This is a genomic window from Streptomyces beijiangensis (genome assembly GCF_017315755.1).
Taxonomy (GTDB): domain Bacteria; phylum Actinomycetota; class Actinomycetes; order Streptomycetales; family Streptomycetaceae; genus Streptomyces; species Streptomyces beijiangensis.
On record NZ_JAFLRJ010000038.1, the window covers coordinates 1 to 20607 of the forward strand.

Genomic DNA, 20607 nt, shown 5'->3' on the forward strand with positions numbered 1-20607 from the left:
CGAGCCCGCGCTCCCAGCTGCGGACCGCCTGCGCGGTGTCCCCCGCATGCCACTGGGCGACACCGAGGTGGTACTCGGTGAGAGGTTCGGCGGGTGCGGTCTCCAGCATGTCGCGCCAGTGCGCGGCCACCAGGGTCGGGCCCGGCGGGATGACGCGGCGCGGCACGGGGAAGGTGCCCGAGCGGTAGAGCTCCGCCCAGGGCGCCTGCTCCTCGTCGAGCGCCGACTCGTCGAAGGGGGTGCCGGGGAGCTTGTGGCCCGCGCGCAGGACTTCCAGGGCGCCCCAGCCCGATCCGGTGGCCAGCGTCTCGGTGGGCTCGTGGTCGGCGTACGGGCGCCAGGCCTCGTACGCCGCGTCGACCTGGGCGCGGGGCAGCGCCGCCTCCAGTCGCGCCTCGGCCTCCGTACGGGCGGCGGTCCAGTCGGCGCCGTGCACCGCGGCGGGGTCGCCGGCGAGCGGTCCGTACGCCTCCAGCCAGCTGAACTCCGCGCCCGCTTCGAGCTTGATGTGCTCCAGCTGGGTGCGGGCCAGGCCGGCCTGGATCTCCGCGTACCCCGGGGTGCCCGGCTCGGTCAGCCACTCCTGCCAGCGGCGTCCGCCGGTCCCCGAGCCCCAGAGGAAGAGCTTGCGGCCGCGCAGCTGGTCGGTGGAGGTCTGGACGAGGCCCTGGCCCGTCGCGTCGAGTGAGGCGATCCAGCGGCGGGCGTCCTCGGGGAGCTCGTAGAAGTAGTCCGCCGCGTGCTCGCTGCGCAGCGGGTAGCTGCGGTCCACGCCACCGAACTCGGGTACGGGGACCCGGCGCAGACTGCGTTCGTACCCGAAGTGCCAGGCCTCGTCGGCGGGCGCGACGATCCGCGTCGTCTCGTCCTCGGGGACGGCGATGTTGGACCACCAGTAGGTGGGGACGGCCTGCTCGTGCGGGTTGCGGATGCGCACGCCGACGTACAGGAAGTCGGAGTCGGCGGGGAGCCAGAGGTCCACCTGGTAGGGCAGGTCGCGCAGCCGCTCCCACTCCCAGAGGCGGACCATCTCGCCGCCGTCGGGGGCGGGGACGACGGCGGCGTGCAGCGGGGCACAGGTGAGGGTGGTGTGGCCGGTGGCGCCGATGTTCCACTCGATGCCGCCGGAGAACCAGGCGCCGTTGAGGGCGAAGTCGGCGGGCTGCAGGACCGGGTTGCGGTAGAGCAGTTCGCGGCCGGTCGTCTTGTGGAAGAGGGACTGGATACGGCCGCCGAGGCCGGGCAGGACCGTGACCCGCAACCGGTCGTTCTCGATGATGATCGCGTCAAGACCGGTCGGGGTCCGCTCCCGCCCGTATCCGTCGAGGACGCGGACGGGCAGAAGGGTACGGAGCGGTTCGTAACCCAGTTGCCGCGCCATGTCCCGGGGGAGGTCGCGCCGGCCCTCTTCGGCAACGTCGACGACATGCGTCTCGTCGAGCGGCCGGAGCGCCGGCAGCGGATTCTCCGGCCCCAACGGGGCGGCGGGCAGAGTCAGTACGGCACGTCGCACAGTCGTGGCCAAGGCAGCCTCCTCGATCGATTGCCTTGGTGACCATGGAACACTGGCCGAGCCCTGCTGACCAGGGGTTCCCCGGGTCAGGATTGCGCAAAAGCGTCCACCACAAGGTCGGCGAAGAGTGCGCCCGCAACCCCTTCGGGGTCAAGGTCCGGGTCGTAAACGGTCAGATTGAGCCCCACGCAGCGCTCGGACCGCAGCAGCCTCGCGAGCAGCACCCGCAGTTCGTCGGGGAGCAGCCCGCCCGGATCGGGGCTGTCCACGGCGGGCATCACGGACGGGTCCAGGACGTCGGCGTCCAGATGGACCCAGAACCCCTTGGTCACCGGGGCTTCGAGGGTCTGCACGGCGGCGTCCGCGAGCTCGGCCACACCCCACTGGCGCAGTTCGCCGACGGACATGGTCGGGATCTTCAACTCGCCCAGTTCCGCGCGCTCTTCGTCGTAGTCGCGGATGCCGAAGACCCGGATGTCCTCGTCGCGTACGTACGGACGCAACCCCTCCAGATCGGTCAGGTCGTCCTGCCCGCGCCCGGTGGCGAGCGCCAGCTCCTCCCCCGCCGCGGCCCCGACGCCGTCCGAGTTCCCCGGGTGCCTGAAGTCCGACGACCCGTCGATCACCGCGATGCCGTACCGGCCGATCCGGCGCAGGGCGAGCGAGGCGCCGAGCTGGATCGAGCAGTCGCCGCCGAGGACGAGAGGGAAGTCCCCCGCCCGCACATGCCGCTCGATGCGGTCGGCCAGCCGGGGCGTGTACGCGGCGATCGCGGCCGCGTTGAAGACGCCGTCCCCCTCCTGCCATACCCCGCGGTCGTAGCGGGGCGGCACGACGACCCCGCCCTCGTACGCCCCGAGCCGCTGCACCAGGCGCTGCTCCCGCAGCGCGCCCGCCAGCTTGTAGCAGCCGGGGACGGTCCCCGGGGCCGGCGGCCGCAGACCCAGGTTGGACGGGGCGTCGATGACCACGATGCGTCGCATGAGCCCATCGTCAGCGCCGTACCCTAGATCGTCAACGGCCTGTGGTGGAGCGAGTGAATGGGGCAGCGGAGATGAGCACGCAGCACACGTACCGGGTGATCGTCCGGGGAGTCTGGGACGGCCTGACGGACGCGTCCCGCACCGAGCTGCTCGCCGGGGCCGGTGAGCACGGCCTCGCGGGGATGAAATTCAGCGAGGAGGGCTCGCTCACCTACGACACCGTGCTCAAGCACTTCTCGTACCGCTATGCCGTCGTCTCGGACGCGGCGGACGGCGAGGAGATGGCAGGCGCGATCGCCGAGGACCGTGCGGAGACGGCGCTCAGGTCCCTCGGGCACGGTTTCCGCGATCTGCGCTCGACCGTCACCGACATGGACACGATGAAGATCAACCGCAAGGGCCGCTGAAGCGCTCCGTCAGGTGCGGGAGAGCATTTCCGCGGTGATCGCCCAGCGCTCGTGGTCCCGCCACGCCCCGTCGATGTGCAGGAAGTCCGGCGAGTACCCCTCCAGCCGGTAGCCCGCTCTGCGCACCAGCGCGATCGACGCCTTGTTGGCGGGCTGGATGTTCACCTCCAGCCGGTGCAGCCCCAGGGTCCCGAAGGCGTACCGCGTCACCAGGCCGAGGCCCTCGCCCATCAGACCGCGGCCCGTGGAGTGCGCGAAGGCGCCGTATCCGAGCGCTCCGCTCAGAAAGGCGCCCTCGACGATGTTGTTGATGTTGATGAAGCCCGCGATACGGCCCGGCGCACCGCCGTCGCGCTCGCAGAGCAGGAATCCGGCCCTGGCCGGGTCCTGGGCCAGCCTCCGCGCGTAGACCATGAACGCCCCGGCGTCGGTGGGCGGGGAGAGCCACGGGTGGTGCAGGGCGCGGCTCTCCCCGGCCAGCGTGGTGAACTCCTCGGCGTCGCCCTGCGAGAAGTGGCGTATGCCCACGCGGGGGCCCTCGGCGAGATAGATGACGTCGGCAGACATCGCGCCAGCGTACTCAGGCGAGGGGTCCGGCCCCCGTCGGGGCCTTCACTTGTTGCGCCGCCTGAAGAAGTAGCCGCCGCACAGGACGCCGACCACGAACATCGCGAGCAGGGCCATGTAGAGCGGCATCGAGACTTCGGGGATCAGCAGCCGGATGGTGACCTGTCGGGTGTTCTCGAAGATGAAGACCAGCGCGAGGACCGCGAGCGCGATCACCGCGATCCTGGCAGGCGTGAACTGGCCTCCGAGGCCGCTCCGGGCTCCGCCCGATGTTTCCTTGGAGCTCATGGTCAGGCCCTTCTCCTGGGATGTGACACCGCCCCCAGGATCAAGCATGGGCAGAGACCGGCACGGGCGCGGCAGGTGGCGGGCCGTACGGGTGACGCGTTCCCGGCGGAGCGGCCCCCGGGAACGCGTCACCCCGCGCTCACTCCGGCAGCGATCCGCTGACGACCGGGAGCTCCAGCGTCCCCTTCGAGCCAGGGGCGCTGACCACCGTCACCGGCTTGATGCCCCGGTTGCCGACATAGGCGTCGTCGCTCGCGGCGATCACGAACTCCAGACGGTGTCCTGCCTCGTAGCGGTGCACGATACCGGGGAGATTCACCGTGAACGCCTTGTTCACATCCGGTACGCGAACGGGTGCGACGAGCCGGTTGACCAGCGTCTTCGTCCCGTCGGGCGCCACGTCGTAGACCTTGGCGAAGAGGACGAGCTTGTCCGCTCCGTCGCCGGACCGCTGGGCCCGTGCGGCCACCGGCGAGACGACCTTGAGCGTCGCCTTCGGCGAGCCGACGACGTCGACCGCCTCGGTGAGCGGAGCGGTGGACCAGCCCAGATAGGTGCCCGGGGTGTCGAACGGCTTGGGGTCCGGCAGGCCGAGCGAGCCCGCGAGGGAGAACTCGGAGTGGCTGGTGGGGGTGAGCAGGTTCGTGTACGTACGGCTGCCCCTTTCGACCTTGCGCCGGTTGTCGACGAGCTTCCCGTCGCCGGAGAGGTACAGCTTCTGGGACGGGGCGGGGACCGTGCGGGCTTCGCCGTAGCCGCTCTGATAGGAGCGGTAGTACGCGAAGGCGGGGCCGGTGTCGGTGCCGTGCCGGTGCTGGAGGTAGCGGTCGAACCAGGCCAGGATGCGCTGCCCGGTGTAGCTGGTCTCCAGGTTCCCCTGGGCGAAGTTGAGCTCACCCGGCACCTGGCCGCCGCTGTGGCCCGCGGACTGCCAGATCATCTTGGTCTCGGTGCCCTGCGCCTTGAGCGTCTTGTACGTCGCCGTCGCCTCGTTGAGGTTGAACAGGCTGTCGGTCTGGCCCTGGACGAGAAGCGTGGGCGCCTTGACGTGCTTCAGGTAGGTGACCGGGGAGACGCTGCGGGCGTACTCCTGCATGGCCTTGGTCCCGCTCGCGGGGTAGCTGCCCGAGTTGAGGAGCCGCATCGTGTCGCAGGCCGGGGTGGTGAAATGCAGACAGGGCAGCGAGTTGATGCGGGAGGGGTCGAGGCTGCCGGGGTTGAGGATCGGCTGGCTCTCGCCGATGAGGTAGAAGCCGTTGGACCACTGGTACTTGAAGACGCCCGCGGTGTCGGAGCTGACCCCCTTGCGCTGCCCTGCGTTGTTCGGGTCGAGCGCGTAGGAGAGGTCGTTCCAGGTGATCATCGGTACGAGTGCGTCGATACGGTGGTCGACCGAGGCGGCGGCCATCTGGACGGCGCCGCCGTAGGACCCGCCGATCATGCCCACGCGCGGGTCGCCCCGGCCGTCGCTGGTGACGTAGTCCGCCCTGGTGCCGTCGTCGGCGGCCACGCTGCCCGCCAGGAAGTCGACGAGCCGGGAGGCGGCACGGCCGTCGATGCGCGGGTCGTCGAGGGAGATCAGGCAGCCGGACTTGCCGAAGCCGAGGCCGGAGTAGGCGAGTGCGACATAGCCGCGGGCCGCGAAGGCCTTCGCCGTGGCGTCGGTCCCGCCGTCGGACTTGGAGCCGCCGAAGCCGTTGGTCGTGAGAACGGCGGGCGCGGTGTGCCGCCTGTCGACGCCGGCCGGACGGTAGAGGTCGGCGTCCACGGTGCAGCTGCGTCCGCCCGCCTGGACGGTGAACTTCAGCGGGGTGACGGTGTATTCGGCGGTCGTGGCGCTCGCGGGGCCGGTGAAGGTCAGCGGTGCGGCCAGGGCTGCCGCACCGACGGCCATGGCGAGCGCTTTACGGGATCTGGACAGGACGACCTCCACACTGAGGACCATGTACCGACCGGTAGGTACGGCGCCGCGCTCATGCTGTGACACGTGTCATAGGCGTGTCAACGCTCATGACAAGAGTTGTTGAGCCGGGGTCAGTTCAGGGCCGGCACGTCCAGGGTGAGGGTGCCCGCGTCGGCGTCGAGCAGCGCGGGCACGCCCAGCGGCATGGTCTCCGATGTGGTGCAGTGGCCGAAACCGAGCGCTTCGACGACGGGCACACCGAGCGGCCCGAGCCGGTCCAGGAGCAGCGCGCGCACCTCGTCGTACGGTCCGCACTCCTCCCATGAACCGAGGGCGATCCCGGCGACCCCGTCCAGCCAGCCGGAGCGCAGGAGTTGCGTGAGGATCCGGTCGAGGCGGTACGGCTCCTCGCCGATGTCCTCGATCAGCAGCAGCCCGCCGCGCGCGGAAGGACGGGCGTGCGGCGTTCCGAGATCGGCGGCGAGCAGGGAGACGCAGCCGCCCAGGGTGATGCCCCGGGCCTGCCCAGGGACGAGGGGGCGGGCCGTGCCGAGCCCGAGGCTCCGGACCGACTCGGGCTCGAAGAGCGTGGCCCGCAGGGACTCCTGGGTGTGGGCGTCCTTGAGGAAGGAGACGGCCGCGATCATCGGCCCGTGCAGGGTGGCGAGCCCCGCCCGGACGGCGAACGCCTCGTGCAGGGCGGTGATGTCGCTGTAGCCGAGGAAGACCTTGGGACCGGCGGCGCGCATCGCCGTCCAGTCGAGCAGATCGACCATGCGCTGGACGCCGTACCCGCCACGGGCGCAGAACACCGCGTCGACGGACGGGTCGCACCAGGCCTCCTGGAGATCCCGGGCGCGCACCTCGTCGCTGCCGGCGAGGTACGGGAACTGCGGGTGCCGGTCCAGGACATGGGGCATGACGACCGGGTCCAGGTCCCAGCCGCGCAGGATGTCCAGACCGGCCTGCAGCCGGTCCTCGGGCAGCGGCCCGCTCGGGGCCACGACGGCGACCTTGGCCCCCGGCCGCAGTCGCGTGGGCCGGGTCAGGGGCGTGAGGGTCACTTGTCGAGCTCCAGTGCGGGGACGTCGGGGCGGGAGATGCCGAAGGTCTGGGCGTAGAGCGAGAGTTCTGCCTCCAGTGCGCGGATCAGGGTGTCCGCCTTCCGGAAGCCGTGCCCCTCCCCCTCGAAGGTGAGGTACGCGTGCGGGATGCCGCGCCCCGCCATCTGCGCCAGGAACCGCTCGCACTGCACGGGCGGGCAGATCACGTCGTCGAGCCCTTGGAGGAGCAGGAAGGGCGCGGTGACGCTCTCCGCGTGCTGGGCGGGCGAACGGTCCCGGTAGCGGTCGGGGACCTGGGCGAACGGCCCGATCAGGCTCTCCAGGTACTGCGACTCGAAATCGTGCGTGCCGTCGGCCGATGCCCAGTCGGTGAGGTCGAGGATCGGGAAGAGCACGGTGCCGCAGGCGTAGACATCGGTGAACGCGAGTGAGGCTGCCGTGGTCCAGCCGCCCGCGCTGCCGCCGCGGATCGCCAGCCGGGCGGGATCGGCGGTGCCCTCGGCCGCGAGCGCTCGGGCGACGGCGGCGCAGTCCTCGACGTCGACGACGCCCCACTGCTCGCGCAGCCGGTTGCGGTACTCCCGTCCGTAGCCGGCCGATCCGCCGTAGTTGACCTCCGCGACGCCGATGCCGCGCGAGGTGAAGTAGGCGATTTCCAGGTCGAGTACGAGCGGTGCGTGCCCGGTGGGCCCGCCGTGCGCCCACACCACATAGGGCGGCAGCTCGTCGGCGGGCGCGATCCGGTCGGGGCTGTGCGGCGGGTAGATGTGGGCGTGGATGTCCCGGCTGTCGGGTCCGGTGAAGGTGCGGATCTGCGGCTCGGGACAGTACGCGGGGTCCACGGCGTCGTCGTGCGCCGAGCCTATGACCCGGGTGCGGCCGGTGCGGGTGTCGAGCTCCACGACCTCGTACCCGCTGCGCGGGCTGGCGGCGACGCCGACGACCCGGGTGCCGTGCACGGCGAGGGTCGACGCCCACGCGGTCCAGGGGCCCGCGGCGTCGACCAGTTCGGCGGTCTCCGGGTCGAGGATGCCCAGGGTGGTGGTGCCCGCGCCGTGGATGACGGCGATCAGTCCGTTCTCCAGCGGCTGGAACCACTGCAGCCCGATCTTCCACAGCGGCCCGGCGAACTCCTCATCGCGGGCACAGAGCGGGGTCGCCTCAGGGCCCCGGTAGAGGTTCCACCAGCCGCTGCGGTCGGAGGCGATGAGCAACTGCCCGTCGGCCGTCCAGCCGACCTGCGGGATGGACTCCTCCGGGCCTCCGGCCACGGTCCTCACCTCGGCGAAGGGGCCGTCGGCCGCCACCTGGCCGAGCATCACCTCGGTGCCGTCCCACGGCATCCGCGGATGATCCCAGCCGATCCACGCGGCCTGCCGCCCGTCGGGCGAGAGCCGCGGCCCGGTGACGAACCGGTGCTGTCCGTCGGAGAGTTCACGCACCGCGCCCCGGTCACCGGCCGCCGATCCGTCCAGGGGTACGGCGACGATCACCCGGCGCACATCGGTCGGCGACTCACCGGTGAACTCCTCCAGTACGCACCAGACCTCATCCGCATCGGGGCGGATCGTGGGGTCCACCCAGCGCAGCCCGCCGCCGACCGCCGAGACGGGCGTCAGGGGCCTGGGCTCCGCGCCGCTGTCCGGCTCGTACGCGTACAGCCGCTGGTCGGGGAAGTGGACGAAGACGACGAGCGGCCGTCCTGCGCCGGTCAGCACGCCGGCCCAGGGCCGGCCGCCGTACTCGATGACCCGGCTGCGCACGTTCCAGGGAGCGGGCAGCACCGATTCCTCGGCGCCGTCCGCCCGCCGCCGCATCAGCGCCCGCCTGCCTCCCTCGGCAGGCCGCGGCGCGGTCCACCAGACCTCGTCGCCGATCACTCCGACGTACTCGGGCATCCCGTCGTGCGAGGCCGCGAGCGCCCCGTCGATCGGCGACGGCCAGGTTCCGTACGACCCCGTGGGCACCATGTTCTCCCAACTCCCCTCAGGTGGAACAGTCTGTTCAGGCTGACTGCAGATAGTGGTCGAGCACCTTGACTCCGAAGTGCAGACCATCGACAGGTACGCGCTCGTCCACTCCGTGGAAGAGCGCCTGGTAATCGAGTCCGACGGGCATCTTGACCGGCGAGAAGCCGTAGCCCGTGATGCCGAGCCGGGAGAACTGCTTGGCGTCGGTGCCGCCCGACATACAGAACGGCACCACGTACGCCCCCGGTGCGAAATGCTCCACGGCGGCACGCAGCTTGGCGAAGGTCGGGGAGTCCACGGGCGCCTGGAGTGCGATCTCCCGGTGCGCGAACTCCCACTCCACGTCCGGCCCTGTGAGCCGGTCGAGCGTCTCCTGGAACTCCGCCTCCCCGCCGGGCAGCACACGGCCGTCGACGAAGCCGGTCGCGCGTCCCGGGATGACATTGACCTTGTAGCCGGCGTCCAGCATGGTCGGGTTGGAGCTGTTGCGCACGGTCGCCTCGACCAGCGCGGCGGCCGGGCCGAGCTTCTCCAGGAGCGCGTCCACGTCGAATCCGGCGTCGATGTCGGCCTCGATGCCGTACAGCTCGGCGAGCTCGCGCAGTGCGGCCCGCACCGTCGGGGTGAGCCGGATGGGCCACTCGTGCTCGCCGATCCGGGTCATGGCCGCGGCCAGCCGGGTCACCGCGTTGGCCCCGTTCACCTTGGAGCCGTGTCCCGCCCGGCCGTGAGCGGTGAGCTTCAGCCAGCCCGTGCCGCGCTCGCCGGCCGCGATCGGGTAGATCTCCATGCCGGAGCCGGGGTGGAAGGAGTAGGCCCCGGATTCGCTGATGCCTTCGGTGCAGCCCTCGAAGAGTCCGGGGTGCTGATCGGCGAGGAAGCCGGACCCGTCCTCCGCGCTGGCCTCTTCGTCGGCGGTGTACGCGATGACGATGTCGCGCCGCGGTCTGATGCCGTTGCGCGCCCATGCCCGTACGACGGAGAGCACCATCGCGTCCATGTTCTTCATGTCGATCGCGCCGCGGCCCCACACCATGCCGTCCCTGATCTCCCCGGAGAAAGGGTGCACGGTCCAGTCGGCGGGCTCGGCAGGGACCACGTCGAGGTGACCGTGGACGAGCAGGGCGTCGGCGGAGGGATCGGTGCCCTCGATCCTGGCGACCACGTTCGTACGCCCCGGCGTGCGCTCCAGCAGGGTGGGCTCGAGACCGGCGTCCGCCAGCCGCTCCGCCACGTACTCCGCGGCCGGGCGCTCCTGGCAGTCGCCGTCGCCCCTGTTGGTGGTGTCGATCCGGATCAGCTCCGAGGTGAAGGTGACCACCTCGTCGAGGGCCCGGGAATCAACTGCCTGCATGTCAGCCATACTGCTCCTCCACTGCGGCCGAGACGATCGTCGTGACCGCCTTGAAGGTGCGAATGCACTCGTACATCGTCTCGCTGGTGTACACGACGCGGCGCTCGCCACTCCGTTCGGCCCCCGGCACCACGGTGGCGGCCGCCGCCAGGTGCTCGGCGTCGAACTCCATCTCCACGGTGAAGTCCTCGCCGCGCACCGGTGCGTGCCGTACGGCCAGCGATGTCGCGTCCTTGGCCGCCGCGCGGATCTCGGCCGCGGTACGCGCCGGGGTGCGGCACACCGCCGCATAGCGCGAGACGTGGTCCTTCACCGCCACCTTGCGGGCTTCGGGCGCATACCCCAGGGCGTCCTCGCAGGCCAGGTCGTCACCGGTGAAGAGCACCACGGGGACGCCGTACTCCGCGACCACATGAGCGTTGAGCAGACCCTCGCTCGCGCGCTTGCCGTTCAGCCACACACCGGTGAGCTGGTTGGCCAGATAGGTGTGCGCCAGCACACCCTCCATCCCGGCGCCCGTGTGGTACCCGATGAAGGCGATGCCGTCGACGTCCCCGTGCTGCACCCCCTCCACCATGGAGAGCGACTTGTGACGTCCGGTGAGCATCTGTACTCGTTCGTCCATCTGCTCCAAGAGCAGATTGCGCATGGACCAGTGGGCCTCGTTGACGAGCACCTCATCGGCGCCCCCGTCGAAGAAGCCGAGCGCGGCCGCGTTCACGTCGGAGGTGAACATGGAGCGGCAGCGCTCCCATTGCGGGGTGCCCGGCAGCACGTCGGCGGGCCAGGTCACACCCGTCGCGCCTTCCATGTCGGCGCTGATGAGGATCTTCATGACTCGAAACCGTACGCGGTCCGGATCGCCCGATCCAGGCCTGTGGATAACTACTACAGGTCCAGACCTCTAATACCGCTCCGCACACACCCCGTACGCCGTCCGACCAGGCAATTCGCCGGCAGTCCGATATCGACGGCCAAGGTCAACACTACGTCGCGCGAGGTGAGTGCGCCGGAGCCGGCCCGCCTGTCGCCGAACCGGTGGCGAGCACGGCCCGTAGGGACGGACCGTGCTCTCCATGACAGCGACTCTCGCGCTCCGTCAGTGCAGTTGACCGATCTCCTTCAATCGGTCGACGTACTCGTCGGGGATGCGGCCGGTCAGGTCAGGTGCCACGTTCAGCAGGAACAGGGCATTGCCCGCGTTGGCCTTCTGGAGGTTGGAGACGATCTCGTCGGCCGGCCGCGGAGCGCCGGTGCCCGTCGTGTGGAACCACGTGCGGTTGGTGTCGAGCGTGTCGCTGGCATCGGTGGGCCGCGGGTTGGTGGCGGGCGGCATGCCCTGCACCGGCACCTCGTAGACGATGACGTCGGTGGTCCGGAGCGTGTCCTCGTGGTCGTTGTTCGCGACGACAGTGCGCGGCGACGTCTTGCGGATCATGTCGCGGACGGGCTGGTAGGGGATCTGGGAGTACGGGATGTTCCAGCCCCAGCCGTCGAACCAGAGGTAGTCGATCTGTCCGTACTCGGTCAGCAGCTCACGGAGCTGGTTCTCGATGAGCTCGGTGCTGTCGCCGTTGTGCCGGTCCCAGATGGAGAAGTAGAGGCCGACCTTGAGACCGTTGGCGTGCATGGCGTCGACGTACTCGCGGACGATGTCGCCCTTGCCGTTCTTGTACGGGCTGGCGGCGATGGAGTAGTCGGAGTACTTCGTCGGCCACAGGGCGAAACCGTCGTGGTGCTTGGCCGTGAGCACGCCGAACTGCATCCCGGCCGCCTTCATGGACTTCGCCCACTGGTCGGCGTCCAGATTCGTCGGGTTGAAGTCGGCGGGGTTGCCGTTGGGGTCGGCCCACTGCGCGTCCTGGTACGTGGACATGTTGAAGTGCATGAACATGCCGAAGGGGTTGTCCTTCACCCACTTCTGCGCGGCCGGGGCGGGCTTGACGATCTCGTTGCCGAACACCTGCACCTCGGCGAGGGTCAAGTAGTCGGTCCCTTCCAGCTGGATGCGCAGGTAGCGGGCCTTGCGGGTCAGGGCGACCTCGGCCGACTGTCCGGTGAGCGATCCGATCCGGTACGAGCTCACCCCGCTCTCCGCCTTGGCCTCCGCCAGCCCCTGAGCCCCGAAGGGATGGTCGGAGACCAGGACCCAGAAGTTCGACAGCCGCTCGGTGCAGCAGTCGGTGCGGTTCCATACGACGATCTTGGTGAGAGCCTGCCGGCGGCCGAGGTCCGTCTGCCACCACGGCTCTGCCTGCTGCGCGGTGTGGCTTACCGACCCGGAAGGGAAAATGCCGTTGTGGCTGCCGTCGGTCGCCCGGTCCGCAGCGCCTTCGTACGCGGTACTGCTCTGCGTCGCGGCCGAACCGATGGCCAGGTCCCTCAGCTCGCTGCCGGCCGGCGGTGTCGTGCCCGGTGTTGCGGCGAAGCCGGTCTGTACAGCTGTCGTCAACAGGCTCAGCACAGCCAGTACGCCGATGAGATACGTCCTCACGGAGCGTCTCACGCCTACCTCCTCGTCGGAGAATTTTCATATATGATTTTGGCGCTCCAGTGAGAAGTCAAGGCGTGTGACAGGAACGGTCCCCGCCGTGGTGATACCTCACCAATTACTGCTGTTTAACCCAGTGTTGGTCGCAGAATTCCCGCTTTCCCACGCCCCACGCCTTGACGTGGCCACCAGGCCAGCGCAACATCGCGGTGCAAATATCCTATGGGATTGGGGTAGATGACCGTGAAGAACCAGGTCCTACTGAGAACCGTCTCGGCCGCCGCCGCAGGAACGTTCCTGGCTGCCGCCGCGGTGGGCTGCACCGTGAAGAACTCCGGGGGCCCGGCGAACGCGGCCGCCGGAGCGGCGACGCACACGGGCGGCGGATCGGCCGAACTGGCCGACGGTTCGGGCGTGAAGATCGCGCTGGTCCCCGGCGGGGCGCACCCCTACTTCCAGCCCTGGAAGCAGGCCGGGCAGACCGCCCGGAGCACCTACAAACTCGGCGACGTGACGTTCGACGAGACCGCCGAGTGGGACCAGCAGAAGCAGAACGACCTGCTGTCGTCCCTCGCCGCCCGCGGCTACAACGCGTTCGGCGTCTTCGGGGTCTCACCGACCGACATCAACAGCACGTTCGCCCGCCTCAAGTCACAGGGACTCTCCGTCGCCTCGCTCGGCTCCTGCCCCGCGGGCGGCGTCGACAAGGCCGACTTCTGTCTCTCCACGGACGTCGAACTCGCCGCGTACAAGGCAGCCGAGGCCGCCATCGGCGAGATGGGCGGCAAGGGCACCCTGGTCCATCTCACCGGCAACAACGTCGACGCCAACACCCAGTTGCGCATCAAGGGCGTGGCGAAGGCGGTCGGTGAATCGGGCGGGAAGGTCAGGCTCCTGCAGACGGTCACCGACATCGACAAGGACCTCCAGACCGCACAGAAGGCGGTCTCCGACCTGATGGCCGCCAAGGGCAAGGGGATCCAGGGCATCGTCGCCACGGCCTACAACCCCGCGGTCGCCGCCGCCGAGGCGGTGCAGAGCTCCGGATCGAAGGCGAAGGTGGTCGCGATCGACGACGACGCCAAGATCATCGGCTCGATCAGGAACGGCTCCGTGAGCGCGACCGTCGTGCAGAACCCGGTCGGCCAGGCGGACATCGGTTCCTGGGTGCTCGGCCTGCTGCAGACCAAGCAGTGCACGATGCGGACCCCCGGCGTCACGGTCGACTCCGGGTCGTTCGTCGTGACAAGCAAGAACATCGCCGACTACGACACCGCCCGCAGGGCCAAGACCGCCGCCCTGAAGAAGCAGTTCGCCGGCGAACTCCTCAACTGCCGCTGACCGGCACCCTCCCCGTAACCCCGCGTGACCCCGGAGCTGACAGGACCCCATGAGCACCATCACCGCTGCCACGGCTCATCTCGCCGACCTCGAGGTCGAGACGGAACGCACCGACGCAGTCCAGGCATTCGTCAAACAAGAGACGATCCTCGTCGACCTCACCACGTCCGAAGGCCTCACCGGCACCGGATACGCGTACACCATCGGCACCGGCGGCTCGTCGGTCCTCGCGATGCTGCGCGACCACCTCCTCCCCCGGCTGATCGGACGGGACGCCCGCCTCGTCGAGGGGCTGTGGCAGGAGCTGTTCTCCCTGACGCGCGCCACGACCGTCGGGGCGATCACCTCGCTCGCCCTCGCGGCGGTCGACACCGCCCTGTGGGACCTGCGGTGCAAACGCGCCGGTGAACCGCTGTGGCGGCTGGCCGGCGGATTCCGCCAGGACGTGCCGCTGTACGACACCGAGGGCGGCTGGCTGCACCTCAGCACCGAGGACCTCGTCAAGGGCGCGCTGGAGGCCCGGGACAAGGGGTGGTCAGGAGTGAAGATCAAGGTGGGCAAGGAGCAGGTGTCCGAGGACGTCGAGCGGCTGCGCGCCGTACGGGAGGCCGTCGGACCCGCCCTGCACATCATGACGGACGCCAACCAGTCGCAGACCGCGTCCTCCGCGCTCCGCCTCGCCGCGGCACTGGAGCCCTACGCCCCGTTCTGGCTGGAGGAGCCACTGCCCGCGGACGACGTGAGCGGTCACGCACGGCTGGCACGGGCGACCTCGATCCCCGTGGCCGTGGGTGAATCCCTCTACTCTCCCCTGCAGTTCCGGCAGTACCTGGAGTCCGGCGCCGCCTCCGTCGTCCAGGTCGACGTGGCCCGCGTCGGCGGCATCACACCCTGGCTGAAGGTCGCCCATCTCGCCGAGACCTTCAACGTCATGGTCTGCCCGCACTTCCTGATGGAGCTGCACGTCAGCCTCGTCGCGGCCGTGCCCAACGGCCGGTTCGTCGAGTACATACCGCAGTTGAGGGCCGTCACCCGCTCGGAGATCGCCATACGGGACGGACGCGCCGTCGCTCCCGAGGAGCCCGGCATCGGGATCGACTGGGACCGCGACGCCGTGGACGATCGGACGGTGGCATGAGCACCACGACCGCACCGCCCGCACCGCCCGCACCGGACGCCACCGCCGAAACGGCAGGACCCTCGGGCCGGCTGCCCTTCTGGGTCAACCAGCAGCTCGGGCTCTTCGTGCTGGTCATCGCTCTGGCCGCGCTGTTCGGGCTGCTGCGCCCCGCCTTCTTCAACGCCCAGTTCGTCCTCTTCCCCCTGTTGAGCGACATCTCCACGCTGACCGTGGTGGCGCTCGCCCAGATGGTCGTGCTGTCGGTGGGGCACATGAATCTCGCCGTGGGACGGATGGCCTCTTTCGGCGCGATGTTCGCCGGGCTCGGCTACGACCGGCTCCATCTCCCGCTGATCCTGGGCCTGTTGCTCTGCCTGGTCGCGGGCACCGCCATCGGGGCGCTCGCCGGATGGGTCATCGCACGTACAGGAGTGAGCTCCTTCGTCGTCACCCTGGCCATGGACTTCGCACTCCTCGGCCTCGTCTCACTGCTCTACACGGCGCTGACCGACAACGCCGCCTTCACCACGACTCCGTCGGGCATGGCGGAGCTGCGCAGCTACTCGCTCGCCGACATCTGCGCCGGCCCCATCTGCGGCTCGAACGCGATACCCCAGCTGGGGCAGTTCGCCGTACTGGCACTGGTCGGCCTCGGTTTCCTCTACCGCTACACCCGCACCGGCCGGGAGCTGCTCCTCACCGGGGCGAACCCGGCCGCAGCCGAACTCTCCGGCATCCCGACCGGCCGGCGCATCATCACCGCCCACGCCCTCTCCGGGCTGCTGGCCGCACTGGCAGGCTTCATGGCCGCCGTCAGCACCGGGTCCTTCCGGGCCTCCATCGGCGGGGAGTTCATGCTCCCCTCGTTCCTCGGAGCGGTGCTCGGCGGCACGCTGCTGACCGGCGGAGTCGTCTCCGTGCTCGGTGCCCTGCTCGGCACCTCGCTGGTGGACGTGATCCGCAAGGGGCTCGATCTGCTCGGGGTCGGTCTTGAGAGCCTGAACATCTATCTGGGCGGCGTCCTGCTGCTGGCCCTGTCGGCCGACCGGATCCGTAACGTCGTCTCCTACCGCAAGGTGGTGCGGTCCACATGAACATCCCCAACATCCCCCGTGACCTTCTGACCTCAGTGGCTCCCGCGATCCGGCGGCACTCGCGCTCCACCGAGACGACCCTGCTCGCCGTCGTCCTGGTGGGCTGTGCGGGCCTTGCGATCGCCTCGTCGGGCGACTTCCTCTCGGGGAACTCCGTCCGTACGTTCCTGCAGTACCTGGCCACTCCGGTGCTCATCGGGCTGGCCCAGATGGTCGCCCTGTGCGTGGGCCAGCTCAATCTGGCGGTCGGCGCCCTGGGTGGATTCACCGCCGCCGTGATGGCGGTCCTGATGGCCGACGCCCATCTTCCGATGGTGGTCGTGGTGGTGGCGGGTCTGCTGATCGCCACGCTGATCGGGATGCTGACCGGGGTGTTCATCGTGGCCACCCGGATCAACGGCTTCATCGTCACGCTCGCCACCATGACCATGCTGCTGGGCGCGCAGTACCGCGTCGTGGGCACCCGTACCGTCGACGGCTACTCCTCCTTCCTGAAGGACCTGGGGTCGGCCGCACCGCTGAACATCCCGCTGGTCTTCCTGACCGCCGTCGCCACCGCCGCGCTGCTCGCGCTGTTCATGCACCGGGGCATCGCCGGCCGCCGGCTGCTCGCGGCGGGCGGCAATCCCCTCGCCGCACGGCTGTCGGGCATCTCCACGGACCGGCAGATCGTCCTCGCCCACACGCTCTCCGGTCTGCTGATCGGCATCGCCGCCGTCACCGCGACGGCCTCGCTGCCGGGGGTCAACTCCAGTGTCGGCGGCGACTGGCTGCTGCCGAGTTTCGCGGCCCCCATCATCGGCGGAGTCGCGCTCACCGGCGGCTCGGTGGCCGTGATCGGCACCGTCCTCGCCGCCTTCCTCATGCGGCTCATCGACACCGCCCGGGCGCAGTTCTCGCTCGACCCGAGCTGGGTGAACTTCCTCATCGGCGTCGTCGTCCTGGGCACCGTGGTCGGCGGCCGGGTCCGCCAGTCGCGGGTCGCCGCCCCGCTGCCCGCCGCCGCCCCGCTGCCCGCCGCCGGAGGTGCACGATGAGTGAAGTACTCCTCGAAGGCCGGGAGATCGTCAAGGTCTTCCCCGGTGTCCGCGCGCTGGACGGCGTCGGACTGCGTCTTGAGGCGGGCGCCGTACACGCGCTGCTGGGCGAGAACGGCGCCGGGAAGTCCACCCTGATCAAGGTCCTCACCGGGGTCCACCCGCCGGACGGCGGACAGTTGCTCTGGCGCGGCGAGGCGGTACGGTTCCGGTCGCCGCTGGAAGCCGCGCGGACCGGGATCGGGGTCGTGCACCAGGAGCGGAACCTGGTGCCCGGCTTCTCCGTCGCGGAGAACATCTGCCTCCAGGCGCCCCCGTCCCGTCGTGGGATGATCGACCGCGCGGCGATGTCGGCCCCGGCGCTGCGGTGCCTGGCCGAGATCGGCGTGGATCTGGACCCGCAGACACCGGTCGGGCAACTCTCGGTCGCGCAGAAGCAGTTGGTGGAGATCGCGAAGGCCCTGTTCACCGAGAGCCGGGTCCTCCTCCTCGACGAACCGACGGCCTCCCTCTCGCCCCAGGAAACCGAACGGCTCTTCGAGGTGATCCGCAGACTCGCGGCCCGCGGCACCTGTGTCGTCTTCGTCAGCCACAAGCTGGAGGAGGTCTTCGCGGTGTGCGACACGGTCACGGTGCTGCGCGACGGGCAGTCCGTACTGGACTCCGCGCCCCTCGCGCAGTACACCCACGACGACGTGGTGAACCTGATGGTGGGCCGCGCCCATACGACGGCCGGCCTCGCCCCGCGGACGTGCGACACCGCCTCTCCTCCGGCGCTCGCGCTCAGCGGGGTGTCCACCGCCGCGGGGCACCGCGACATCTCGCTCGACGTCCGGGTCGGCGAGATCGTCGGCCTGTACGGACTCGTCGGCGCGGGCCGAAGCGAACTGGCCAAGGCGATCCTGGGGCTGGACCGGATAGAAGCCGGCGAGATCCGGGTGCACGGCACACCGGTGAGGATCAACTCGCCCCGGCAGGCGCTGCACAAGCACGGCATCGGTTACGTGACCGAGAACCGCAAGGAGGAGGGCGTCTTCCTGGAACAGCCGATCGTACGGAACATCACCGTCACCGTGTGGCGGAAGCTGGCCCGCGCGCTGGGCTACGTACCGGCGAAGGAGGAGCGCGCCACGGCGGCGGACCTGGTCGCCAGGCTCGGCATCCGGATCTCGGGACTGCAGCAGCTCGCCGGAGAGCTCTCCGGGGGCAATCAGCAGAAGGTGAGCCTCGCGAAGTGGCTCGCCGCCGACACCCGTCTGCTGATCGTCGACGAGCCCACCGTCGGCGTCGACATCCGTACGAAGAGGGCCTTCCACGAGCTGCTCTGGGAGCTCGCGGGCAAGGGGCTGGCGATCCTGCTGATCAGCAGCGACCTCGGCGAGATGGTGACCCTGGCGGACCGCGTCGTCGTGATGGGCAACTACCGCCGTCTCGGAGAGACCGACAACGACCACGACTACGAGGAGATGAGCGGCCGGATCATCCGTCTCATCCACGGCCGCCCCGAGGAGGCCGTCGCCCCGGCAGAGAGGAACCCCGCATGAAGCGCGTCGCCCAGGTCATCAAGGTGCGGCCCGAGAAGCTCGCCGCGTACCGGGAGCTCCACCGCGACGTCCCGCAGCCGGTCCTCGACCGGCTGCGCCGGTCCCACATCGCCAACTACTCGATCCATCTGCTGGGCGACCGGCTGTTCAGCTACTTCGAGTACCACGGCGACGACCTGCCCGCGGACCTGGCGGCCATGGGCGGCGACGCGGTGACACAGGCGTGGTGGGCTCTCACCGACCCCTGCCAGGAGCCGGTCGACGAAGCGGCGCCCGGGGAGTGGTGGACCGGCCTTGAACAGGTGTTCCTCATGGAGTAGAGGCGGCCCTCGATAGACTCCTCCCCATCGATCGAACCTTCACTGCGCCACAGGAGGCCGGATGCCGTCCCACGACCCCACCGCCTCCCCCAGCCCGGCCGTCTCGTCCGCGAAGCCGCAGCGCCAGGCCCTGACGGACAGTGTGTACGAGGCCATCAAGGCCATGGTGATGGACCACGAGATCGTCCCCGGCGCCCGCGTCGGCATCGAGTCCCTCTCCCGGTCCCTCCAGGTCTCGCCCACCCCGGTGCGCGAGGCGCTGGCGCGCCTGGAGTCCGACGGGCTGCTGGTCAAGCGTTCGCTGGCCGGTTACCGCGCCACCGAACTGCTGACGCCGGAGGGAATGGAGCAGCTCTTCGAGATGCGGCTCCTCCTGGAGCCGAGGGCGGCTGCCCTCGCGGCCACGTACGCCGACGAGGCACAACTGGACACCCTTGAACAGCTTCTCGACGCCATGCAGTCCCGTCCCGAGGTGGACGGCCGCTACGCCGCCTACCGCGATTTCGTGGCACTCGACCAGCGCTTCCACGACGCCATCGCGGTCGGCGCCGCGCGCCCGCTGCTCGCGGACGCCATCGAGCGCCTCCACTCCCACCTCCATATCTTCCGGCTCCGCTCCGTTCCCGGTGCGGGCGAACCCACGCTCGCCGAACACGAGCGCATCGTCCGTGCCGTACTGCGTCGCAGCCCGGAGCGCGCGTCGGAGGCGATGACGGAGCATCTGCGGCTCAGCCTGGAGCGCCAGCGCAACCAGGAGGGGGTCTCGTGAGGCAACGGACAGGCGCTGGAGGTCCGGACCTCTAGCTCGTGCCCGTACGCCCCACGACCAGCCATTTCGACGGCAGCACAATCCGTGGGCCGTCCGCGCGGTACTCCGTCGTCGTCAACGGCAGCTCGCCCTCGGCCACCACGTCCAGCCCCGCCGACCTGAAGTACTCGGGCAGTTCCGCGTCGGCCACTTCGCCCGGGGCGATGCCGTGCGCGAAGATCGGCCTCATTTTGGCCGGCGGTCCGGCCGGACCCTGTGCGATGCCCATCATCAGCGGCTTCGCTTCCTGCGAAGGCTCCACCACGAAGGCCCGCCCGCGCTCCCCCACGAGCGTCGCGATCGTATCGGCGAGCGCCTGCCGGTCGCCGGGCTCGCACTGGTGCAGCACCCCACGCATATAGACCTGCGCATCGCCCAGTTCGGCATGGAGCTGCTGTACGGCCTTCTCGTCCACGGCGTCGAGCTGCTCGAAGCGCACCTGCCCCGACCCGTCCTGGTGCCGGGCATGCTCTACCGCGGCCACCGACAGGTCGACGCCCACGGTCCGCTCGAAACGGCCCGCCAGGAACCGCGTCTGCGTTCCGTTGCCGCAGCCCAGGTCCACGAGGGGCAGTCCCTGCTCGGCCAAGTGCCCCTCGAAGAGCGCGAGATGGATCCCGGCCGTCAGCGCGGGATCCGCGTCCCAGAACACCGCACCCTGCTCGTCGGGCGCCTCGCCCCAGAACCCTTCCCAGGCGTCCTTGTACCGCGTCGTCACACTCATGACCAGCTCCCCAGGATGTGGCCACCTGTCGCCGTGACAGGGCGTCAAGATCGGTGTACCCCGAAGGAGTTGCGTGCAC

The 20607-nt window shown here is 70.0% G+C and carries 19 protein-coding genes; 8 read left to right on the top strand and 11 right to left on the bottom strand.

Translation table 11 applies throughout. The features are described 5' to 3' along the window. Positions 1-1525, bottom strand: a 1525-nt coding sequence (locus J0695_RS05165) for a DUF5107 domain-containing protein (protein ID WP_206960601.1), incomplete at its 3' end; no start/stop codon positions are given. A gap of 74 nt (positions 1526-1599) precedes the next feature. Further along, positions 1600-2496 carry an arginase family protein gene (locus tag J0695_RS05170; RefSeq protein ID WP_206960602.1) on the bottom strand — a complete coding sequence of 299 codons (897 nt, stop codon included), beginning with the start codon at positions 2494-2496 and terminating at the stop codon, positions 1600-1602. A gap of 71 nt (positions 2497-2567) precedes the next feature. Here J0695_RS05170 and J0695_RS05175 point away from each other — a divergent pair, with 71 nt between their 5' ends. Then, on the top strand, positions 2568-2903 hold the full coding sequence (locus J0695_RS05175) for a DUF6204 family protein (RefSeq protein WP_206960604.1): 336 nt from the start codon (positions 2568-2570) through the stop codon (positions 2901-2903). 9 nt (positions 2904-2912) lie between these two features. Here J0695_RS05175 and J0695_RS05180 read toward each other — a convergent pair whose 3' ends face one another. From J0695_RS05180 to J0695_RS05215, 8 genes are all read right to left on the bottom strand, one after another. After that, positions 2913-3470, bottom strand: a complete 558-nt coding sequence (locus J0695_RS05180) for a GNAT family N-acetyltransferase (RefSeq protein ID WP_206960606.1) — start codon at positions 3468-3470, stop codon at positions 2913-2915. Between the two features lie 45 nt (positions 3471-3515). Beyond that, positions 3516-3758, bottom strand: a complete 243-nt coding sequence (locus J0695_RS05185) for a lipopolysaccharide assembly protein LapA domain-containing protein (protein WP_206960608.1) — start codon at positions 3756-3758, stop codon at positions 3516-3518. 139 nt (positions 3759-3897) lie between these two features. Further along, positions 3898-5703 (bottom strand): CocE/NonD family hydrolase, encoded by a 1806-nt coding sequence (locus J0695_RS05190; protein WP_206960610.1) that lies wholly within the window; start codon positions 5701-5703, stop codon positions 3898-3900. An 89-nt stretch (positions 5704-5792) separates the two neighbouring features. After that, entirely contained in the window at positions 5793-6725 is a 933-nt protein-coding gene (locus tag J0695_RS05195; protein WP_206960612.1) for a S66 peptidase family protein, read from the bottom strand. After that, on the bottom strand, positions 6722-8695 hold the full coding sequence (locus tag J0695_RS05200; RefSeq protein WP_206960614.1) for a S9 family peptidase: 1974 nt from the start codon (positions 8693-8695) through the stop codon (positions 6722-6724). Before J0695_RS05200 ends, J0695_RS05195 begins: the two co-directional genes overlap by 4 nt. A gap of 34 nt (positions 8696-8729) precedes the next feature. Next, on the bottom strand, positions 8730-10058 hold the full coding sequence (locus tag J0695_RS05205; RefSeq protein ID WP_206960616.1) for a M20/M25/M40 family metallo-hydrolase: 1329 nt from the start codon (positions 10056-10058) through the stop codon (positions 8730-8732). Continuing rightward, the gene (locus tag J0695_RS05210; protein WP_206960618.1) at positions 10051-10884 is read right to left on the bottom strand and encodes a M55 family metallopeptidase; all 834 of its coding nucleotides are present in this window, start codon (positions 10882-10884) and stop codon (positions 10051-10053) included. The genes J0695_RS05205 and J0695_RS05210 overlap by 8 nt, the downstream gene beginning before the upstream one ends. Positions 10885-11148: 264 nt before the next feature. Continuing rightward, positions 11149-12555, bottom strand: coding sequence for an alpha-L-fucosidase (locus tag J0695_RS05215; RefSeq protein WP_206960619.1), 1407 nt, complete (start codon positions 12553-12555; stop codon positions 11149-11151). Between the two features lie 222 nt (positions 12556-12777). On the opposite strand from J0695_RS05215, the gene J0695_RS05220 reads away from it, so the two are divergent. From J0695_RS05220 to J0695_RS05250, 7 genes are all read left to right on the top strand, one after another. Continuing rightward, complete coding sequence (locus J0695_RS05220; protein ID WP_206960621.1) at positions 12778-13881, top strand: substrate-binding domain-containing protein; 1104 nt, start codon at positions 12778-12780, stop codon at positions 13879-13881. 49 nt (positions 13882-13930) lie between these two features. Next, positions 13931-15019, top strand: coding sequence for a mandelate racemase/muconate lactonizing enzyme family protein (locus J0695_RS05225; protein WP_206960623.1), 1089 nt, complete (start codon positions 13931-13933; stop codon positions 15017-15019). After that, positions 15016-16095 carry an ABC transporter permease gene (locus J0695_RS05230; RefSeq protein WP_206960625.1) on the top strand — a complete coding sequence of 360 codons (1080 nt, stop codon included), beginning with the start codon at positions 15016-15018 and terminating at the stop codon, positions 16093-16095. Before J0695_RS05225 ends, J0695_RS05230 begins: the two co-directional genes overlap by 4 nt. Further along, positions 16092-17132 (top strand): ABC transporter permease, encoded by a 1041-nt coding sequence (locus J0695_RS05235; protein ID WP_206960628.1) that lies wholly within the window; start codon positions 16092-16094, stop codon positions 17130-17132. Before J0695_RS05230 ends, J0695_RS05235 begins: the two co-directional genes overlap by 4 nt. Continuing rightward, positions 17129-18676, top strand: a complete 1548-nt coding sequence (locus tag J0695_RS05240; RefSeq protein ID WP_206960630.1) for a sugar ABC transporter ATP-binding protein — start codon at positions 17129-17131, stop codon at positions 18674-18676. The genes J0695_RS05235 and J0695_RS05240 overlap by 4 nt, the downstream gene beginning before the upstream one ends. Then, positions 18673-18996 carry an L-rhamnose mutarotase gene (locus J0695_RS05245; protein WP_206960631.1) on the top strand — a complete coding sequence of 108 codons (324 nt, stop codon included), beginning with the start codon at positions 18673-18675 and terminating at the stop codon, positions 18994-18996. Before J0695_RS05240 ends, J0695_RS05245 begins: the two co-directional genes overlap by 4 nt. Before the next feature lie 61 nt (positions 18997-19057). Continuing rightward, positions 19058-19765, top strand: a complete 708-nt coding sequence (locus tag J0695_RS05250) for a GntR family transcriptional regulator (protein WP_206960633.1) — start codon at positions 19058-19060, stop codon at positions 19763-19765. 31 nt (positions 19766-19796) lie between these two features. On the opposite strand, the gene J0695_RS05255 is transcribed toward J0695_RS05250, so the two are convergent. Beyond that, on the bottom strand, positions 19797-20528 hold the full coding sequence (locus J0695_RS05255; RefSeq protein ID WP_206960635.1) for a class I SAM-dependent methyltransferase: 732 nt from the start codon (positions 20526-20528) through the stop codon (positions 19797-19799). Between the last annotated feature and the right edge of the window lie 79 nt (positions 20529-20607).